The organism is Streptomyces fodineus (genome assembly GCF_001735805.1).
GTDB classification, from domain to species: domain Bacteria; phylum Actinomycetota; class Actinomycetes; order Streptomycetales; family Streptomycetaceae; genus Streptomyces; species Streptomyces fodineus.
This window is the reverse complement of record NZ_CP017248.1, coordinates 6,611,387-6,630,103: the sequence shown is the minus strand read 5'-3', so window position 1 is coordinate 6,630,103 and position 18,717 is coordinate 6,611,387. Positions and strand designations below refer to the sequence as shown.

Annotated in this window: 17 protein-coding genes; 8 read left to right on the top strand and 9 right to left on the bottom strand. The window is 72.1% G+C overall.

What is annotated here, in order from left to right:
- Position 1: 1 nt before the first annotated feature.
- Positions 2-928 carry a dihydrodipicolinate synthase family protein gene (locus BFF78_RS28395; protein ID WP_069780997.1) on the top strand — a complete coding sequence of 309 codons (927 nt, stop codon included), beginning with the start codon at positions 2-4 and terminating at the stop codon, positions 926-928.
- On the opposite strand, the gene BFF78_RS28390 is transcribed toward BFF78_RS28395, so the two are convergent.
- The 6 genes from BFF78_RS28390 to leuA form a co-directional block, all read right to left on the bottom strand.
- Positions 925-2,142: a sialidase family protein gene (locus tag BFF78_RS28390; RefSeq protein ID WP_069780996.1), complete on the bottom strand. Its 1,218-nt coding sequence runs from the start codon at positions 2,140-2,142 to the stop codon at positions 925-927. The two genes, BFF78_RS28395 and BFF78_RS28390, sit on opposite strands and share 4 nt — an antisense overlap.
- Positions 2,139-2,804, bottom strand: coding sequence for a response regulator transcription factor (locus tag BFF78_RS28385; RefSeq protein ID WP_069780995.1), 666 nt, complete (start codon positions 2,802-2,804; stop codon positions 2,139-2,141). The genes BFF78_RS28390 and BFF78_RS28385 overlap by 4 nt, the downstream gene beginning before the upstream one ends.
- On the bottom strand, positions 2,801-4,000 hold the full coding sequence (locus BFF78_RS28380; protein ID WP_079161518.1) for a sensor histidine kinase: 1,200 nt from the start codon (positions 3,998-4,000) through the stop codon (positions 2,801-2,803). Before BFF78_RS28380 ends, BFF78_RS28385 begins: the two co-directional genes overlap by 4 nt.
- Before the next feature lie 6 nt (positions 4,001-4,006).
- Entirely contained in the window at positions 4,007-6,076 is a 2,070-nt protein-coding gene (locus tag BFF78_RS28375) for an MMPL family transporter (RefSeq protein WP_079161517.1), read from the bottom strand.
- Positions 6,077-6,261: 185 nt separating this feature from the next.
- Entirely contained in the window at positions 6,262-6,948 is a 687-nt protein-coding gene (locus tag BFF78_RS28370) for a TerB family tellurite resistance protein (protein WP_069780993.1), read from the bottom strand.
- Positions 6,949-7,132: 184 nt separating this feature from the next.
- On the bottom strand, positions 7,133-8,854 hold the full coding sequence (leuA, locus tag BFF78_RS28365; protein ID WP_069780992.1) for a 2-isopropylmalate synthase: 1,722 nt from the start codon (positions 8,852-8,854) through the stop codon (positions 7,133-7,135).
- Between the two features lie 350 nt (positions 8,855-9,204).
- Between leuA and BFF78_RS28360 the strand changes: the two genes are divergently transcribed.
- Genes BFF78_RS28360 through BFF78_RS28345 form a run of 4 tightly spaced genes read left to right on the top strand, consistent with a single transcriptional unit; the run spans position 9,205 to position 13,190 of the window.
- The gene (locus BFF78_RS28360) at positions 9,205-10,275 is read left to right on the top strand and encodes a M4 family metallopeptidase (RefSeq protein WP_069783865.1); all 1,071 of its coding nucleotides are present in this window, start codon (positions 9,205-9,207) and stop codon (positions 10,273-10,275) included.
- A gap of 18 nt (positions 10,276-10,293) precedes the next feature.
- A complete protein-coding gene (locus BFF78_RS28355; RefSeq protein ID WP_069780991.1) occupies positions 10,294-10,560 on the top strand; it encodes a protealysin inhibitor emfourin in 267 nt (88 codons plus the stop codon).
- A gap of 57 nt (positions 10,561-10,617) precedes the next feature.
- Positions 10,618-11,940: a GH1 family beta-glucosidase gene (locus tag BFF78_RS28350; protein ID WP_079161516.1), complete on the top strand. Its 1,323-nt coding sequence runs from the start codon at positions 10,618-10,620 to the stop codon at positions 11,938-11,940.
- Positions 11,937-13,190, top strand: coding sequence for an MFS transporter (locus BFF78_RS28345; protein ID WP_069780990.1), 1,254 nt, complete (start codon positions 11,937-11,939; stop codon positions 13,188-13,190). The genes BFF78_RS28350 and BFF78_RS28345 overlap by 4 nt, the downstream gene beginning before the upstream one ends.
- 16 nt (positions 13,191-13,206) lie before the next feature.
- Here BFF78_RS28345 and BFF78_RS28340 read toward each other — a convergent pair whose 3' ends face one another.
- Positions 13,207-14,064, bottom strand: coding sequence for an NAD-dependent epimerase/dehydratase family protein (locus BFF78_RS28340; protein ID WP_069783863.1), 858 nt, complete (start codon positions 14,062-14,064; stop codon positions 13,207-13,209).
- A 119-nt stretch (positions 14,065-14,183) separates the two neighbouring features.
- Here BFF78_RS28340 and BFF78_RS28335 point away from each other — a divergent pair, with 119 nt between their 5' ends.
- Complete coding sequence (locus tag BFF78_RS28335) at positions 14,184-15,038, top strand: helix-turn-helix transcriptional regulator (RefSeq protein WP_069780989.1); 855 nt, start codon at positions 14,184-14,186, stop codon at positions 15,036-15,038.
- On the opposite strand, the gene era is transcribed toward BFF78_RS28335, so the two are convergent.
- On the bottom strand, positions 15,035-15,988 hold the full coding sequence (gene era, locus BFF78_RS28330) for a GTPase Era (RefSeq protein ID WP_069780988.1): 954 nt from the start codon (positions 15,986-15,988) through the stop codon (positions 15,035-15,037). The two genes, BFF78_RS28335 and era, sit on opposite strands and share 4 nt — an antisense overlap.
- A gap of 161 nt (positions 15,989-16,149) precedes the next feature.
- On the opposite strand from era, the gene BFF78_RS28325 reads away from it, so the two are divergent.
- Positions 16,150-17,478: an ammonium transporter gene (locus tag BFF78_RS28325; RefSeq protein WP_269466309.1), complete on the top strand. Its 1,329-nt coding sequence runs from the start codon at positions 16,150-16,152 to the stop codon at positions 17,476-17,478.
- Positions 17,475-17,813, top strand: a complete 339-nt coding sequence (locus tag BFF78_RS28320; RefSeq protein ID WP_069780986.1) for a P-II family nitrogen regulator — start codon at positions 17,475-17,477, stop codon at positions 17,811-17,813. Before BFF78_RS28325 ends, BFF78_RS28320 begins: the two co-directional genes overlap by 4 nt.
- Here the strand turns inward: BFF78_RS28320 and BFF78_RS28315 are convergent.
- A complete protein-coding gene (locus BFF78_RS28315) occupies positions 17,707-18,717 on the bottom strand; it encodes a WxL protein peptidoglycan domain-containing protein (protein ID WP_069780985.1) in 1,011 nt (336 codons plus the stop codon). The two genes, BFF78_RS28320 and BFF78_RS28315, sit on opposite strands and share 107 nt — an antisense overlap.

Genomic DNA, 18,717 nt, shown 5'->3' with positions numbered 1-18,717 from the left:
CATGCCCTTCCCCACCCCGCTCACCGGTGTCGTCCCGCCCGTCTGCACCCCCCTGACACCGGGGCGCGAGGTGGACGTGCCCTCGTTGCTCAGGCTGGTCGACCATCTGGTGGAGGGCGGGGTGCACGGGCTGTTCCTGCTCGGGTCCACCTCCGAGGCGGCGTTCCTGACGGACCGGCAGCGCCGGCAGGTCGTGGAGGCGGTGGTCGCCCATGCCGGGGGGCAGCTGCCGGTCCTCGCCGGCGCCATCGACATGACGACCCCCCGGGTCCTGGACCATGTCGCGGCCGTGACGGCGGCCGGTGCGCAGGCCGTCGTCGTCACCGCCCCGTTCTACGCCCGCACCCACCGTTCGGAGATCGTCCACCACTACCGCCGGATCGCCGCCGCCTCCGAGGTGCCGGTCATCGCCTACGACATCCCCGTCGCCGTGCACACCAAGCTGCCCACCGACCTGGTGCTGGGGCTCGCCGCGGACCGGGTGCTGGCCGGGATCAAGGATTCCAGCGGGGACCTGGGCGCCTTCCGTGAGATCGTCACCGGCGCCCGCGCGCACCCCGAGTTCAGCGTGCTGACCGGCTCCGAGCTGTTCGTGGACTCCGCGCTGGCACTGGGCGCCGACGGGGCGGTGCCGGGGCTGGCCAACGTCGACCCGCACGGGTACGTCCGGCTGTACCGGATGTGCCGGGCGGGCGACTGGGAGGGCGCGCGGGCCGAACAGGAGCGGCTGTGCGCGCTGTTCGGTATGGTCACGGCCGGCGACCCGGCACGGATGGGCGGCAGCTCGTCGGCGCTGGGCGCGTTCAAGGCCGCGCTGCATCTGCGGGGGGTCATCGACTGTCCGGTGACGGCCGAGCCGCAGGTGCCGCTGTCCGGCGAGGAGACCGAGCGGGTCGGCAAGTTCCTGGCGGCGGCCGGGCTTCTCTAGGTCAGGCTCAGTCTGCGGAACTCCAGGGTGTCGTACGCCTGCGTGGTGCCCGTCTCGTACAGGACGCCCACCGTGGCGTGGCCGAGCTGGACCAGGTCGGAGTAGGCGGCCGGGCGGTCCGAGAGGGTGAGCAGTCTGGTGAAGGTGCGGCCGGCGTTCGTGCTGGACCAGAGGGCGAGGGCGCGGCGGGCGGTGGGCACGGAGGGGGCGGAGAACAGCAACGGGGCGTGCGGGCCGCTCAGTTGGAGGACGCTGCCCTGGACCACGGGCACGTCGTTCAGGGTGGGCTGGACGGCGTAGGGGCGGTCGAGGCGGGTGCCGCCGTCGGAGGAGTAGGTGTCGAGACGGTTGCCGGGCGCGGAGCCGTACTGGTCGCGGGCGTTGAAGTAGAGCCGCCCGTCGGTGAGTTGGGCGGCGGTGGTCTCGTTGGTGTTGAGCACGCCGTCGTGGGTGGTCTGCGTGAAGCCGAGGTGCCAGGTGCGGCCGCCGTCGTCGCTGTAGAGGGCGTGACCGCCGTGGTACCTGCGCTCCCGGCCGGTGCCGGCGGTCGTGGCGGCGGAGTGGTTGGCCGGGACGAGCAGCCGCCCCGCGTGCCGGCCCCGGGTGAGGGCCACGGCGTGGCCGGGGCCGGTGGCGTACCAGTACCAGCCGGGCCGCTTCACCTGCGCCGTGATGTCGACCGGGGGCGTGAAGCGGCGGCCGTCGTCCCGGCTGCGCTGCACGTACACCCGGCGGCCCAGCTCGGCCGGCACCTCGCCGCGCACGAGCTGCTTCTCGGTCACCTTGCCACTGTTGCCGCAGGTCACGACCACGACGGCACCGGTGCGCGGGTCCACGACCGGCGCCGGGTTGCCCCGGGTGTCCCCGTGTCCGGCGGCCACCACCGTCAGCGGGCCCCAGGTGCAGCCGCCGTCGGTGGAACGGCGCACGACGACGTCGATGTCACCGGTGTCGCTCATGCCGTCGCGCCGGCCCTCGGCGAAGGCCAGGACGGTGCCGCGCGGGGTCCGTACGACGGCGGGGATGCGGTAGGTGGCGTAGCCGCCCTGGCCCGAGATGTACGGGAGGGAGAAGGCACAGCCGGAGAGCCCGTGGCCGGGGGCCGCACGGCCGGTGGCGGGGTCCTCCTGGGCCGAGGCCGCCACGGGCACGCGGGCGGTGAGCGAGGTGAGGAGCGCGAGGGCGGTGAGCAGGATGCGGCTCTTCGGTGTCACCCGCTCATGCTGCCAGGAATCACCAGCCCCGATTCATAGCCGACGATCACCAGCTGGGCTCGGTCGCGGGCGCCGAGCTTGCCCATGATCCGGCTGACGTGGGTCTTGGCGGTGAGCGGACTCAGGCCCAACACCTCGGCGATCTCGGTGTTGTTGAGGCCGCGCGCGACCAGCGTCAGCACCTCGCGCTCCCGGTCCGACAGGCACTCGGGGCCGCCCGTCACGGGCGTCGAGGGGCTGCGCAGGAACCGCTCGATCAGGCGTTGCGTGGGGCCCGGTGAGAGCAACGCCTCGCCCCCGGCGACCGTACGGATCGCGTCGAGGAGGTCGGCCGGACGGGTGTCCTTCACCAGGAAGCCGGAGGCACCGGCCCGCAGCGCCTCCACCACGTGCTCGTCGGTGTCGTAGGTGGTGAGCACCAGGACCCTGACCCCGGCGAGGTCCTCGTCGGCGGCGATGAGCCGGGTCGCCTCGATGCCGTCCAGGCCGGGCATGCGGATGTCCATCAGCACCACGTCGGCGCGCTCGGCGCGGGCCAGGTCGACGGCCTCGCGGCCGGTGCCGGCCTGTCCGACGACCGCCATGTCCGGCGCCGACTCCACGAGCATCGCGAACGCGGCCCGCACCAGGGTCTGGTCGTCGGCGAGCAGTACCCGGATCATCTCTGGTCCTCCGGTTTCTCCCCCAGCGGCAGTACGGCGCTCACCTCGAAGCCCCGGCCGTCCGCGCGGGGTCCGGCGTCGACCGTGCCGCCGACGCTGCGGGCCCGCTCCCGCATCCCGACGAGCCCGAAGCCGGGCGGACCCTCACCACTGCCGCCCACACCGTCGTCGGTGACCTGGACACGCAGGCCGCCCTGCTCCTCGTACACGTCCACGCGCACGGTCAGGTCGGCCCGGCCGCCGTGCCGTACCGCGTTGGTGAGCGCCTCCTGCACGATCCGGTAGACGGCGGCACCGACGGCCGGCGGCACCCCGTCGGCCCGCACGGACAGCTCCACCCGGACGCCCGCCGACTTGGCCAGCTCGGTGAGACCCTCAAGGCCCGGCAGCGGGCCGCGGACGTCCGGGGCGCCGGGGCCGCGCAGCACCTGAAGGGTCGTACGGAGTTCACCGCGGGCCGTACGGCAGGTCCCGGCGATGTCGTCGAGGGCCTTCGCCACGGCCGTACGGTCCAGCCGCTCGGGGTCGGCCTGAAGGACGTGCGCGGCGACCGAGGTCTGCACGCCGATGAGGGTGATGCTGTGGGCGAGCAGGTCGTGCAGGTCACGGGCGATGCGCAGGCGTTCCTCGGCGACCCGGCGGCGGGCCTCCTCCTCCCGGGTGCGTTCGGCGCGTTCGGCGCGTTCCACGGCCGCGGCGGCGTTCTCCCGGTGGACGCGGATGTAGCCGCCGAGGACGAGCATGGAGACGATCCAGCCGGTGATCTGGAAGCTGACCTGCACTCCGGCCATGCCGTGGCGGATCTTCAGGAGCAGCATCAGCGTGACGACGGCACCGCCGATGAAGGCCGTACGCCGGGGGCCGTTGGTCACCGCCGCCGTGTAGAGGACGACCATCGAGGCGGCGGTGGGCGCCGAGTGGTTGTAGTCCTGCTGGTGGTAGGCCGCGATCAGCGTGATCATGACCGCCAGCACGGCGAGCGGGGCCCGCCGGCGCCAGACCAGCGGCACGTGCAGGCCGAGGAGCAGGGCCCAGCCGAGCGCGTCCGGCTGCCGGCCGCTGCCGACGGTGACGGCGATGACCGAGGCGAGCGCGGCGAGCCCGGCGGCGAGGAGCGTGTCCTGCCGCAGCGGATCCAGGGACGCGAGGGTCCGGCCGGGCCGGGACGCGGTGATGGTTGCCTGCACGGGATTCATCTTGCGCTATACGCCCACGGGCTCCGGCGCGCGGTCGGTGTCCGGCACCGGACGGGACAGCCGGCCCGGCCACCACACCCGCCGCCCGAGCGCCACGCTCGCGCTGGTCACCAGGTAGGTGCGGACGAGGAAGGTGTCCAGCAGGACGCCGACGGCGATGACGAAGCCCAGCTCGACCAGTGGCACCAGGCCCATGTTCGTCAGCACCGCGAAGGTGGCGGCGAGGACCAGCCCGGCGGAGGCGATGACCCCGCCGGTGGTGCGCAGGGCGATCAGCGCGGCCGCCGCCGGTTCGGTGCCCTTGACCGACTCCTCCCGCATCCGGTGCATCAGGAAGATGCCGTAGTCGACGCCGAGGGCGACCAGGAAGACGAAGGAGAGCAGGCCGAGGCCGGGGTCGGTGCCGGGGAAGCCGAACAGCGGCCCGAAGGCGAGCCCGCCGAGTCCGAGGGCCGCGCCCCACACGGCGATCACGGCGGCGACGAGAAGCAGCGGGGCGAGCAGGGAACGCAGCAGGACGATCAGGATCAGCAGCACCGACAGGAGCACGATCGGGACGACCACCAGGCGGTCGCGGGCGCTGGTGTCCTTCAGGTCGAGCTGCTGGGCGCTGGGCCCGCCGACGCGGGAGCCGGGCAGCCGGTGCCGGAGCGCCTCGATGGTGGCGGTCTCGGCGGCGGACTGGGGCGGGGCGGACGCGGTCACGGTGATCTCGGTCCAGCCCCCGCCGGTACGGCCCTGGCGCGCCTCGGCCACTCCCCGGGTGCCCTCGACCACGGCGAGGGTCGCATCCGCCCGGCCGGCCGGGGTGAGGATCTCGATGGGCTGTGCGGACCGCTCCGGGTAGGCCTTGGCCACGGTCTCCATGGCGGTCACGGACTCGGGCCGGTGCACGAAGGTGTCCAGCTGCTTGAGGGAGCCGGGCAGGTTCAGGGTGCCCAGCGCGAGCGCGCCGAGCAGGGCGGCGCCGGAGGCGAGGACGGTCAGCGGGCGGCGCCCGGCCGAGGAGCCCATCGCCGCGAACAGGGACCGGCGGGCCTTGGGGGTGCTGCCGTGGGCGGGTACGAGCGGCCAGAAGACCCGGCGGCCCAGCAGCACCAGGACGGCCGGGAGCAGGGTGAGCATCGCGGCGAGCGCGCACAGCACACCGACCGTGCCGAGCGGGCCCATGCCCCGGCTGGAGTTGAGGTCGGCGGCGAGCAGGCAGAGCAGTCCGGCGGCGACCGTGCCGGAGGAGGCGAGGACGGCGGGCCCGCAGCCGCGCAGGGCGGCGCGCATCGCGTCGTACGGCGTCTCGTGACGTCGTAGCTCCTCGCGGTAGCGGGAGACGAGGAGGAGGGCGTAGTCGGTGCCGGCGCCGAAGACCAGGATGGTCATGATGCCGGCGCTCTGGCCGGAGACGGTGGTGCCGAAGGCCTGGTTGAGGCCGTAGGCTGCGGCGCGGGCGAGGAAGTCGGCGAGAGCGGCGACGACGAGCGGGACCAGCCACAGCAGGGGGCTGCGGTAGATGAGGATCAGCAGGATCGCGACGACGGCGACCGTGGTGTAGAGCAGGGGCCCGCCGAGCGAGGCGTAGACGCCGGAGGCGTCGGTGGCGAGGGCGGCCGGACCGCCGACCCGCACGCTCAACCCGCCCTGGTCGTGGGCGAGTTGCCGGACGTCGTCGACGAAGGTGTTCCGCCTGTTCTCGTCGGTGCCGGGCTCGTTGCTGGTCACCGGGTACATGAGGGTGGTGCCGTCGGCGGACGGGATGCCGTGCGGGGTGGGGCCGGTCAGGGTGTGGCGGTGGGCGATCCGCGCCAGCTGCCGTCCGGCCGTGGCGCGGTCGGCGGTGGTGAGGCCGGAGGCCCGGTGGTAGACGAGGACCAGCTCGGTCCTCTCGCCACCGGGCAGCCGGTCCTGCAGTTTCGCAACCCGGGTGGAGTCGGCGGACGCCGGCAGGTAGTCGGTGGCCCGGTCGTGCTGGACGTCGCCCAGCTTGGCGGCGAACGGCCCGGCCACGGCCAGCAGCACCGCCCACAGCCCGACCACCAGCCAGGGCAGCCCCCTGGTCCTCCCTGTCTTGACGGCCCCCATGGAATCGGGCCTCCCCTCCACCGCGGATGTCTGGATACGGCTCCCAGACTTCCGCCGGAAGGACCACGATTCGTCGGGCGCGGGTGCGAGTTCGGGCCTACTGCACGGGGTGACCGGCCGCCCCGACTACTCCCCGGGGAGTACACCCCACCACCGCACCCCGCGACCTGCGCGCGCCCCGGCCGTCAGGACGGGGTCCGGGCCGCTGCCAGCAGGCGGGTCACGTCGTCCGCGCAGATGGTCAGGGCCGCGCCGACCGTGGTGAGGGCGTCGCGTTCGGCGGGGGTGTAGGGGCCGTCGGCCAGGGCGATGCGGGCCGCTTGGAGGAGGAGGGACTCGCGGCCGGCGGGGGCGAGGTGCGGGGCGAGTGGGTCCAGGGCCTCGTGCAGCTCTATCGTCAGGCTCGTGCCGCACTCGGCGCCGAGGACCCGGCCGGTGTCGGCGGCGAGGGCGTCGACGAGCGCGGTCAGCTGTTCCCCGGTACAGCCGTCGAAGCCGGCCGCGCGCACCGCTCCGGCGGCCGTCTCCAGGGCCGTACGGGAGGAGGTGCCGCCCGCCGCGAGCACCGCGAGGGCGACGGTGTGCACGGCGTCGCGGAGCATCGCGGAGAAGCGGCGCGTGGTGGGATGGTCGAGGACGTCGATGCCGTACTGGTGGCAGCAGGCGGCGCACTCCACGACCGGCCCGGCCGTCCCGCGCGGCAGCAGCGGCAGCCCGAGCAGGGTGAGCCGGCGGCGCCCGGTGAGCCGCTGGTAGTTGCGGTCGCCACCGCAGCCGGGGCAGTAGAACTCGCCGTCCCCGACGGGTGTCCATGCGGTGCGCGTGCCCAGGAAGCGCAGGGCCCGGCCGTCTCGTCCCCGTACTGGCAGCACGTCGCACCTCCGTAACCGCACGGCAACATCGCCGCGCTGGCGTGATGTTAGCCACATCACCAAGGCTGAGTCAGTACCCCGTAAGAGACCTTTCCGTGACCTCGGCGGCACAGTGGCCGGGAAACGATGGTGCCCCGGCCGCCGTATACAGCGGCCAGGGCACCGAAAGGCCTGGTCAGGAGGGTCAGCGCGCCGCGCGGTTGACGGCCGAGACGACCGCCTTCAGCGACGCACGCGTCGTGTTCGCGTCGATGCCGATCCCCCACAGGACCTTGCCGTCGATCGCGCATTCGATGTAGGAGGCGGCCTGCGCGGAGGCGCCCTCGCTCATCGTGTGCTCCTGGTAGTCCAGCAGGCGTACGTCGATGCCGATGGACTCCAGGGCGTCGAAGAAGGCCGAGATCGGACCGTTGCCGGAGCCGGAGAGGACCGTGTCCTCGCCGTCCACCGTCGCCTCGACGGTCAGGGTGTCCACGCCGTCGGTGTCCGTCGTCGACTGACCCGTACGGACCTGGATGCGGCCCCAGGGGTTGTCCGGGTTCGGCAGGTACTCGTCCTGGAAGACCGCCCAGATCTCCTTCGGCGTGATCTCGCCGCCCTCGGCGTCGGTCTTGGCCTGGATGAGCTTCGAGAACTCGATCTGCATCCGGCGCGGCAGGTCCAGCTTGTGGTCGTTCTTCAGGACGTAGGAGATACCGCCCTTGCCGGACTGCGAGTTGACGCGGATGACGGCCTCGTAGGAGCGGCCGACGTCCTTCGGGTCGATCGGCAGGTACGGCACCGCCCACTCGATGTCGTCGACGGTGACCCCGCGAGCCGCCGCGTCGGCCTCCATGGCGTCGAAGCCCTTCTTGATGGCGTCCTGGTGGGAGCCGGAGAAGGACGTGTAGACCAGGTCGCCCACGTACGGGTGGCGCGGGTGGACCTCCATCTGGTTGCAGTATTCCCACGTACGGCGGATCTCGTCGATGTCGGAGAAGTCGATCTGCGGGTCGACGCCCTGGGAGAACAGGTTCATGCCCAGGGTGACCAGGTCGACGTTGCCGGTGCGCTCGCCCTGCCCGAACAGGCAGCCCTCGACGCGGTCGGCGCCGGCCATCAGCGCCAGCTCGGCCGCCGCCACGGCCGTACCGCGGTCGTTGTGCGGGTGGATGGACAGGCAGACGTGCTCGCGGCGGGACAGGTTGCGGTGCATCCACTCGAAGCGGTCCGCGTGCGTGGACGGGGTCGAACGCTCCACCGTGGCGGGCAGGTTGAGGATGATCTCGCGGCCCGGTCCGGGCTGCCAGACGTCCATGACCGCCTCGCAGACCTCCAGCGCGAAGTCCAGCTCCGTGTCGGTGAAGATCTCAGGCGAGTACTGGTAGCCGAACTCGGTCTCGGGGCCGAGCAGTTTCTCGGCGTACTCCATGACCAGACGGGTGCCGTCCACCGCGATCTGCTTGATGTCGTCCTTGGAGCCACGGAAGACCACGCGGCGGAAGACGGGGGCGGTGGCGTTGTACAGGTGGACGGTCGCGCGCCTGGCGCCCTTCAGGGACTCCACCGTCCGCTCGATCAGGTCCTCACGGGCCTGGGTCAGCACGGAGATGGTGACGTCGTCCGGGATCGCGCCCTCTTCCTCGATGATCGAGCGCACGAAGTCGAAGTCGGTCTGGCCGGAGGCCGGAAAGCCGACCTCGATCTCCTTGTAGCCCATCTTGACCAGCTGATCGAACATCCGGCGCTTGCGCTCGGCCGACATGGGGTCGATCAGGGCCTGGTTGCCGTCGCGCAGGTCGGTGGAGAGCCAGCGGGGGGCGACGGTGATGCGCTGCTCCGGCCAGGTGCGGTCCGGGATGTCGACCTGCTCGTAGCGGCCGTACTTGTGGATCGGCATGGAACTGGGCTGCTGGCGGTTGGCCATGATCGCGTGGGCTCCTTGGGGATGTCCGGAGATCCGGGTGTCCGGATGGACGGCCGACGACGCAACGCCAAGCTCCGCGGGGAGGGAGTCGGCCTCGACTACAGGCCCTCGCCGCGGCAGCTAAGAAGAAGCAGCCCGAAACGCATGATGCGTCGCAGCCTAACCGAGCCACCTCGGACGCGGGGTCGTGTCCCAGTATGCGGGACCGGTATCACAAAATGGACAAAAAGTGCGTCGCGCCACATCGCCCTAGCACACCATCACGGAGCGTCGCGTTCCCTGTCCCGGTATTTCACCAATCATGGTGGCACCTAGTGACATCGGCGTCACACAATGCAATGGTGCCGGGCATGACGACCAACGGGGGCTTCGAGCCCGTCTTCTGCACGATCGTGCCACCGCACGTCCTCGACAAGCTCGCCCAGGCCGAGGACTCCGCGCTCTCCGGTCCGGCCCGCCGGTCCCTGGAGCACGACGCCTACCAGCGCACCAAGCGCCGCCTGACCACGGTCATCGGCGCGCCCTCCGTCGCCGCGCCCGCGGGCGCCGCCGCCGACCAGCCGCACCGCACGATCTACGACGCCCACCACACCCAGGACCTGCCCGGCACCAAGGTCCGCGAGGAGGGCTCCGACCCGGGCTCCGACGCCACCGTCAACCGCGCCTACGCGGGCCTCGGCGCCACCTTCGAGCTGTATCTGAAGGCCTACGGCCGGCACTCCATCGACGACAACGGGCTGCCGCTGGACGCCACCGTGCACTTCGGCGAGTCGTACGACAACGCCTTCTGGAACGGCGAGCAGATGGTGTTCGGCGACGGCGACGGCGAGATCTTCCTCGACTTCACCATCCCGGTCGACGTCATCGGCCACGAGCTGACCCACGGCGTCACCCAGCACACCGCGAACCTGGAGTACTTCGGCCAGTCCGGCGCGCTCAACGAGTCCGTCTCGGATGTCTTCGGCTCGCTGATCAAGCAGTACACCCTCGGCCAGACCGCCGCCGAGGCCGACTGGCTGATCGGCGCCGGGCTGCTCGCGCCCGGCGTCCACGGCACCGCGCTGCGCTCGATGAAGGCGCCGGGCACGGCCTACGACGACCCGAACCTCGGCAAGGACCCGCAGCCGGCGACCATGGACCACTATGTCCGCACCGGCCGCGACAACGGCGGCGTGCACATCAACTCCGGCATCCCGAACCACGCCTTCTACCTGGTCGCCACGGCGATCGGCGGTCGTGCCTGGGAGAAGGCCGGGCAGATCTGGTACGACGTGCTGACCGGCGGCGACCTCAAGACGGACGCGCTGTTCGCCGACTTCGCCACGCTGACGGTGAAGGCGGCGCGCGAGCGGTACGGCGCCGGCGACGAACTCACGGCCGTGCAGAAGGCGTGGGAACAGGTCGGCGTGCGGACGCTGTAGTACTGCGACACTGGGCCCATGCGTATCCAAGTACGGCGCACGGGCGGGTTCGCGGGCATCGAGCGCCGGGCCGAGGTGGACACCTCGGGCCGGCCCGACGCCCAGGCATGGCAGTCCCTGGCCGAACGCGTCCTCGCGTCCGGCCAGGGCACGGCGCCGGCCGGCGTCCCGGACGGCTTCCACTACGAGATCACCGTGGACGGCCGCACGGTCTACGCGGCCGACCCCCGACTCACCGAGGAACAGCGGGAGTTGGTGTCCCGGGTACTGAAGGAGGGCGCGTAACCACCGGTTTCCGCAGGGGCGTTGACTTCTGTTACCGGGGGTAAGGATGATCCGGCCATGGCGACTGACGCAGCCGATCCGCTGCCCCCGATACCGCGCTTCCCGGACGGCTTCCTGTGGGGCGTCTCGACCTCGGCCCATCAGATCGAAGGGGCGGCCGGGGAGCGCGAGCGGTCCGTGTGGGACGTGTTCACGGCCGAACCGGGACGGGTGAAGGACGGTTCGACGGCGGCGGTGGCCTGCGACCACTACCACCGCTACCAGGAGGACGTGGCCCTCCTCGCCGGCCTGGGCGTGGACGCCTACCGCTTCTCGGTCTCCTGGCCCCGGGTCGGCTCACCCGGTGGGCTGGACTTCTACGACCGCCTGGTCGACGAGCTGTGCGCGGCGGGCGTACGCCCCGTGCCCACCCTCTTCCACTGGGACCTGCCCGCCCGTCTGGACTGGCTGGAGCGGGACACGGCGGCCCGGTTCGCCGACCATGTGACGGTGGTCGCCGAACGGCTCGGCGACCGCGTGACCAAATGGATCACCCTCAACGAGCCCGCCGAGCACACCCTCCTGGGCCACGCCCTCGGCGCCCACGCCCCCGGCAGGCAGCTCCTCTTCGACGCGCTCCCGGTCGCCCACCACCAGCTCCTCGCCCACGGCCTCGCGGTACGGGCCCTGCGCGCGGCCGGCGCGAGCGACATCGGCATCGCCAACTCCCACGGCCCCACCTGGCCGGCCTCCGCCGAACCGGCGGACGTGGAGGCGGCCGGCTTCTACGACGTCCTGCTCAACCGCCTGTTCGCCGAGCCGGTCATCCTCGGTGAATACCCGGACGGGATGGGCGAGTTGATGCCCGGTGACGTCGCGGCCGACCTCGAGGTCATCGCCGGACCGGTCGACTGGTACGGGATCAACTACTACGCGCCGACCCGGGTGGGCGCGCCCGGCGGCACCGACAGCGAGTACGGCGGTCTGGTGCTGCCCGCCGAACTGCCCTTCTCCGTCCGGGAGATCGAGGGCCGCCCGGTGACCGACTTCGGCTGGCCGGTCGTCCCGGAGGGCCTCACCGAGCTGCTGTGCGGCTTCCGGGACAGGTACGGCGACCGGCTCCCGCCGATCGTCATCACCGAGAACGGCTGCTCCTACGACGGCGTCGACGACCACGAGCGCATCGCCTACCTGGACGCCCACATCCGCGCCCTGCACACCGCGCTGGAGGCCGGCGTGGACGTGCGCGGCTACTTCGTGTGGTCCCTGATGGACAACTTCGAGTGGGCCGAGGGCTATCGGCGCCGCTTCGGCCTGGTGCACGTGGACTACACCTCGCTGAAGCGCACCCCCAAGGCCTCCTACCACTGGCTCCGGGACGTGCTCCGGGCGCGGGGATGACCACGGTCCGGCCCCCGGCCGCCCTGGCCGAACCGGTGGAGCGGGTCGGCCGGGGCTGGACGGTGGCGTTGTCGCTGGCCAACGGGGCGATCTGGGTCGGCTGGTTCGGCCCCCTGCAGATCCTGCTCGCCTCCCAGGCCAGGGACTTCGCGCCAGGCTCGGGGATGTCGAAGGAGACGGTGCTGGCCTGGGTGACGGGGGCGGGCGCGGTGGTCTCGCTGGTCGCCAACCCCTTCTTCGGTGCCCTGTCGGACCGTACGACCTCCCGCCGGGGCCGCCGTACGCCGTGGATCGTGGCCGGGACGGCGGGCGGTGCGCTGTCGCTGCTGCTGCTCGCGCGGGCGGGCGGGGTGTGGTCCATGGCGGCGGGCTGGTGCCTGGTGCAGCTCACGCTGAACGCGGCGTTCGCGGCGGTGACGGCGGCGGTGCCCGACCGGGTGCCGAGGCGCCAGCGGGGCGCGGTGGGCGGCTGGCTGGGGGCCGCGCAGATCCTGGGCGTGGTCGGCGGCACGGGCCTGGCGACCGCGGCGGGCGGGATCGGCGCCGGATACGCGGCGTGCGCGGTGTGCACGGTGGCGGGTGTGCTGCCGTACGTGCTGCGTCATCCGGATCTGCGGCTGGCGGCAAAGGACCGGCCGGCGTGGTCCTGGCGGGCGTTCGTGGCGGGGTTCTGGCTGAGCCCGCGCCGCCTGCCGGACCTGGGCTGGGCGTGGCTGACCCGGTTCCTGATCAACCTCAGCAACTCGCTGGTGCTGCTGTACCTCCTCTTCTACCTGCGGGACCGCCTGCACTATCACGACCCCGGTCAGGGGGTGCTGATCCTGACGGCCGTCAACAGCCTGACGCTGACGGCGACCGTCGTGGCGGGCGGGGTGTGGTCGGACCGGGTGGGCCGGCGCAAGCCGTTCGTCGTCTGGTCCGGGGTGCTGATGGCGGTGGCGACGGCGGCGCTGGCCGGCTGGCAGACCTGGCCGGGCGCGATCGTCGCGTCGGCGCTCCTCGGGGTCGGCTTCGGCGTGTTCACCTCGGTCGACTTCGCGCTGATGACGGACGTCCTGCCGGCGGCGCTGGACCGGGGCAAGGATCTGGGAGTCATCAACGTGGCCAACGCCCTGCCGCAGGTCGCGGCGCCCGCCCTCGCCGCGCCGATCGTGACCTACCTGGGCGGCTACCGGGCGCTGTACCTGGTGGCGGCGGTGATCGGACTGGCGGGGGCGGTGCTGGTGGGGCGGATCAGAGGGGTCGAGTGATGCTTTTCGAAGGGTGTCACAGGGCGCCGGCGTCGCGGGCGGTCCAGACGGTCGGGTAGACCGGCCTGAAGCCCAGGTCCCGGCGGATCTTCTGCGTGGACATGATCCCGAACCACGGGTCGGGGTCGGTGCGGGTGTGCATGTCGGCGGGCACCTCGACGCCGTTGAGCTGGTGCAGCTCGACGGCCGTGACGGGGGCGTCGTCGGCGATGTTGTACAGGGGGCCGTTCACCGCCGGTGCGTACAGCAGACGCAGCAGGCCCTGGGCGACGTCGGCGTGATGGCCCATCTGCAGCCGCTGGGCCGGGGCCCACTGCGCGGCCCAGCGCAGGGAGTCGGCGAGGTGCGGGTCGCCCTCGCCGTAGACGAAGGGCAGGCGGCCGACGCGCACCTCCATGCCCCCGTCCAGGGCGAGCAGTTCCCACTCCGCCGCCGCCTTGGACTCGCCGTACGCACCCCACATCGCCCCGCCGGGCCGGATCCCGTCCTCCTCCACCAGCGGCCGGCCGCGCCCGGTGCCGTACACGATCCCCGTACTGACCTGCACGAACCGCCGTACCCCGGCGGACAGTGCGGCCCGGCCCAGGGACACGGCCGCGTCGCGGTTGACGGCCCAGGCCTCCTCGTCGGGGACACCGCGGAAGGAGGCGGCGACGTTCACGACGGCGTCCACGCCGGCGACGGCCTTGCCGAGCACCTCGTCGTCCCGGAGATCGCCGAGTACGACGTCGGCGCCGAGGCCGGCGAAGCGGTCCGCGCGGGAAGCGTCCCTGAGCAGGACCCGTACCCGCTCTCCCGGCCGGGTCTGTGCCAGCAGCCTGGGCACGAAGCGGCGTCCGACCTGTCCCGTCGTCCCGGTCACCAATGTCGGCATCATGTGCTCCTCTCGTCGGTGACCAGCCTCGGCCGGGGCGGCAGAGACCGGGAGAGACCCGTTGATCGGGGGATCGACAGTCCCTGGATAAGCCGGGCGGGCTGCCGCACGCTGGAGGGGTGAACCGAGCCGAACTCGCCGATTTCCTGCGCCGTGGCCGCGCCCGGCTGACCCCGTCGGACGTGGGCCTGACGCCGGGTGCCCGGCGTCGCACGCCCGGTCTGCGCCGCGAGGAGGTGGCACAGCTGGCGGGCATGTCGGTGGACTACTACACCCGGCTCGAACAGTCCCGGGGTCCGCGCCCGTCCCGCCAGATGCTGACGGCGCTGGCGCGCGCACTGCGCCTGGCCGACGCCGAACACGACCACCTGTTCCACCTGGCCGGCGAGGAGCCGCCGCGCCGCGAGACGGCGTCGGCGCATGTCCGGCCCGGTCTGCTGCTGATCCTGGACCGCCTGTACGACACTCCGGCGCAGCTGGTGAACGACTGCGGTGCGGTGCTGGCCCAGAACGCGATGGCCAAGGCGCTGGTCGGCGACGTGATGTCCCGCCCCCGGCAGGAACGGAACCTGGTGCGCCGCTTCTTCCTGGACCCGGCCGCGCGCTCGCTCTTCCCGGAGGAGGACCACGAGGTGCACGCGCGCTCCCACGTGGCCAACCTGCGCGCGGTGACCGCCGCCCGCCCCGACGACCCGGAACCGGCCGGGCTGGTCGCCGAACTCCGTTCAGCCAGCGAGGAGTTCGCGCTCCTGTGGGACGAACACGAGGTGTCCCTGCGCAACCACGCGACCAAGCGCTTCGAGCACCCGCTGGTCGGCCTGCTGGAGCTGGACTGCGAGGTCATGCTCAGCCACGAACACCACCACCTGCTCGTCGTCCACACGGCCCGCCCGGGAACGGAGTCCTACGAACGGCTTCAGCTGCTGAGGGTGGTGGGGTTGCAGGACATGATCCCGCAGCGGGCCATCGGCTAGAAGCCGAGCTTCCTCAACTGCTTGGGGTCGCGCTGCCAGTCCTTGGCCACCTTCACATGCAGGTCCAGGAAGACCGGCGTCCCGAGCAGCGCCTCGATCTGCTTGCGGGACTTGATGCCGACCTCCTTCAGGCGCTTGCCCTTGGGGCCGATGATGATCCCCTTCTGGCTGGGCCGCTCGATGTAGACGTTGGCGTGGATGTCCAGCAACGGCCGGTCCGCCGGGCGGTCCTCGCGCGGGAGCATCTCCTCGACGACCACGGCGATGGAGTGCGGCAGCTCGTCGCGGACGCCCTCCAGGGCCGCCTCGCGGATCAGTTCCGCGATCATGACCTGCTCGGGCTCGTCGGTGAGGTCGCCCTCGGGGTAGAGCGCCGGGCCCTCGGGGAGGAGCGGGATCAGGAGGCCGGCCAGCAGGTCCACCTGCTTGGCGCCCACCGCCGACACCGGGACGATCTCCGCCCATTCGATGCCCAGTTCCTTGCCCAGCTGGTCGATCGCGATCAGCTGCGTGGCGAGGGTCTTGGAGTCGACGAGGTCGGTCTTGGTGACGATGGCGACCTTCGGGGTCTTCTTGATCCCCGCGAGCTCCTTGGCGATGAAGCGGTCACCGGGGCCGATCTTCTCGTTCGCCGGCAGGCAGAAGCCGATCACGTCGACCTCGGCCCACGTCGTGCGGACGACGTCGTTGAGCCGCTCGCCGAGCAGCGTGCGCGGTTTGTGGAGCCCGGGGGTGTCCACGAGGATCAGCTGGGCGTCGGGCCGGTGCACGATCCCGCGTACCGTGTGCCGCGTCGTCTGCGGCTGGTTCGCGGTGATCGCCACCTTCTGCCCCACCAGAGCGTTCGTGAGGGTGGACTTGCCCGCGTTGGGGCGGCCCACGAAGCAGGCGAAGCCGGCGCGGTGGACGGTCTCGGCCGGCTCTTCGGATGACGGGGTACGAACGCTCATGCCGTTCATTGTCGCTGATCCACGAGGGCCCGCCGTACCAGTGACGGCCGCCACGGCCCCCCGTGAGCTTCCGGAAACCCGCCCGCAACGAAACGTCACGGAAACACACCTGTACGCGACCGGAAACGCACACCGGTGACCCTCTGACGAGCCTCACACCGTTGGAGACGCCCGTGACCCTCGCCGCCGCCCGTGTGAACACCGGCGACACCGCCTGGCTGCTCGCCGCGACCGCCCTCGTCCTGCTGATGACGCCCGGCCTGGCCCTGTTCTACGGCGGCATGGTCCGCACGAAGAGCGTCCTCAACATGCTGATGATGAGCTTCGTGTCGATCGCCCTGGTCACGGTGGTCTGGCTGGCGGCCGGCTACTCCCTCGCCTTCGGGGACGACGCCTTCGGGGGGCTCATCGGCGGGCTCCATCACGCCGGAATGGCGCACCTCGGCCCCGGCAGCGTGCACGGCACGGTCCCCACCCTCCTCTTCGCCACCTTCCAGCTCACCTTCGCGATCATCACGGCCGCCCTGATCAGCGGCGCGGTCGCCGACCGCACGAAATTCTCGGCGTGGCTGGTCTTCGTCCCGGTCTGGACCCTCCTCGTATACGTTCCGGTGACGCACTGGGTGTGGGGCCCGGGCGGCTGGATCGCGGCCGGGCTCGGCGCGCTCGACTTCGCGGGCGGTCTGCCGGTCGAGATCACCTCCGGCGCCTCCGGTCTCGCCCTGTGCCTGGTCCTCGGGCCCCGGCTCGGATTCAAGAAGGACGCCATGCGGCCGCACAACCTGCCCATGGTGATCCTCGGTGCCGGTCTGCTCTGGTTCGGCTGGTTCGGCTTCAACGCGGGCAGCGCGTTCGGCGCGAACGGCCTCGCCGCGGCCGCCTTCCTCAACACCCTGGCCGCGGGCTGCACCGGTCTGCTCGGCTGGCTCTTCGTCGAACAGAAGAGGGACGGGCACCCGACCACCCTGGGCGCCGTCTCCGGCGCGGTCGCCGGCCTGGTCGCGATCACCCCGTCCTGCGGCACGGTCTCCCTGCTCGGCGCGCTGGTCGTCGGCCTCGCCGCCGGTGTCGTCTGCTCCTACGCGGTGAGCTGGAAGTTCAAGCTGAACTACGACGACTCCCTGGACGTCGTCGGCGTCCACCTGGTCGGCGGGATCATCGGCACCCTGCTGATCGGCCTGTTCGCCGAGAAGGCGATGACCGGCACCGCGGAGGGCCTCTTCTACGGCGGCGGGCTCGCACCGCTCGGCAGGCAGCTGCTCGCCGTGGTGGTCGTGGCCGGCTACGCCTTCGCGGTGACGTACGGCCTCGGCAAGCTGCTCGACAAGGCGATGGGCCTGCGCGCGAGCGAGGAGCAGGAGCACACCGGCCTGGACCTTACGGTGCACGCCGAGACGGCATACGATCACGGCGTCCTGGGGCACGGCGCCCCGGTCTCCCACTCCCTCCTCACCGCAACCAGCACGCAGAAGGTCGACACCCAGGCATGAAGCTCATCACCGCGATCGTCAAGCCGTACCGTCTGGACGAGGTCAAGACCGCCCTGCAGGAACTGGGCGTGCACGGTCTGACCGTGACCGAGGCGAGCGGCTACGGCCGCCAGCGCGGCCACACCGAGGTGTACCGGGGGGCCGAGTACCGGGTCGACCTGGTGCCGAAGGTGCGCATCGAGGTCGTGGTCGAGGACGCGGACGCCGAGCCCGTGATCGACGCGATCGTCAGGGCCGCGCAGACGGGGAAGATCGGGGACGGGAAGGTGTGGGCCGTACCCGTGGAGACGGTCGTACGCGTGCGGACCGGCGAACGCGGCCCCGACGCGCTCTGACCAGCAGCACCCCGACCGCCACGCCCGCGGCGCACACCAGCGCCACGACCAGCCAGGGCAGCGCGAGGAAGGAGGCGCTCGCCGACTGCCGGGTGCCGGGCGCGCTCGCCGTCAACGTCACGTCTCCCCAGTCGAGTTGGGGCGCTCCGCGCCAGGTCTCGGTGAGCCTGACCCGCTGTCCGGGCAGCAGCTGCGACGGCACCCGGGACAGCTCGCGGTCGAGCAGCGTACGGCCGAACAGCCCGCGCGCCTTCAGCTCCACCCTCGGGTCGAGGGTGACGTTCCCGGTGTTGGCCAGGGTGTAGGAGACGGTGGCCGTGCCGGCGCCGAAACCCGGGATCAGGGGCTGGTGGTGGCTGATGTGCAGCTGTCCCACGGACAGCGCGGGCAGTGTGGGGCCGCTGACCCGGAGGTAGACGCGGGCGCCGACGGCCCGCTGCACACCGAGCGCGAGCCGCCCGCTGCCGGGGTCGACGCGCTCGTCCAGGGCGACGATGGCACCCGGGTGGTCACCGGGCTCGGCGCCCTGCGGGACGCGGAGGGTGAAGGGCACGGTGACGGTCGTATGGCCGGGCACGGTGACCCGGGACTGCGCGAGCCGGGCCCAGGCGCCCACCCCGAGCATGCGCTCCTTGACGGTCCGCACGGCGAAACCGCCGTCGCGGGCGGTGTTGTAGGCGTCGGCCGGGTAGAGCCGGAAGGTGAGCGGCCCGCCGGTCTTGTTCTGGACGGCGACCTTGTCGGTGAGGGTCTGGCCGGGGTCGGCGGAGAGGTAGAAGTAGGGCCGCTGGGCGATCTTCGAGGCGACCGGGTAGACGGACCAGCTGCCGTTGTCGGCGGCGCGGGTGGGTGTGGCCTGCCCTGCCAGCAACAGGCCCAGGAGGAGGACGTACAGCTTGCGCAT